Source organism: Leisingera sp. JC1, from assembly GCF_001679925.1.
Taxonomy (GTDB): Bacteria; Pseudomonadota; Alphaproteobacteria; order Rhodobacterales; family Rhodobacteraceae; genus Leisingera.
Genome location: NZ_LYUZ01000062.1, coordinates 1 through 621, shown reverse-complemented (window position 1 = coordinate 621; position 621 = coordinate 1). Strand labels below are relative to the sequence as shown.

At 58.8% G+C, this 621-nt stretch carries 1 protein-coding gene; it reads left to right on the top strand.

Translation table 11 applies throughout. From position 1 onward, the window contains the following. A partial coding sequence (locus A9D60_RS06470) for a UDP-galactopyranose mutase (protein WP_302621840.1) occupies nucleotides 1-621 on the top strand: 621 nt, incomplete at both ends.

Below are 621 nucleotides of genomic sequence, written 5' to 3'. Positions count from 1 at the left end.
GGATTATGTGAACCGATTCGAGACGTTTCTGCCCTACAAGAACCGGGTGAAATCCACCACCCGCGGGCTCACGGGGGAGCAGGAAGTGTTCTCGCTGCCGGTGAACCTGCACACCATCAACCAGTTCTTCCGCAAGGTGATGCGCCCCGAAGAGGCGCATGATTTCATCGTCAATGAGCAGGCCGACACCTCGATCGAAAACCCGGAGACCTTCGAAGAGCAGGCAATGCGCTTTGTCGGCAAGGACCTCTACGAGGCCTTCTTCAAGGGCTACACCATCAAGCAATGGGGCATGCACCCCTCGGAGCTGCCCGCTTCGATCCTGAAGCGGCTGCCGGTCCGGTTCAACTACGACGACAACTACTTCTTCCACCGGTTCCAGGGCATGCCGGAGAACGGCTATACCGCGATGATCGCCAAGATCCTCGATCATCCGGGCATTTCGGTCCGGTTAGAGACTGAATTCACGGCGGAGATGGGGGCAGAATACGATCATGTGTTCTATTCCGGGCCGCTGGATGGCTACTTCGGCTACGAGCTGGGGCGGCTGGGCTACCGGACCCTGGATTTCGAGCGCTTCACCCATCAGGGCGACTACCAGGGCTGCGCGGTGATGAACTA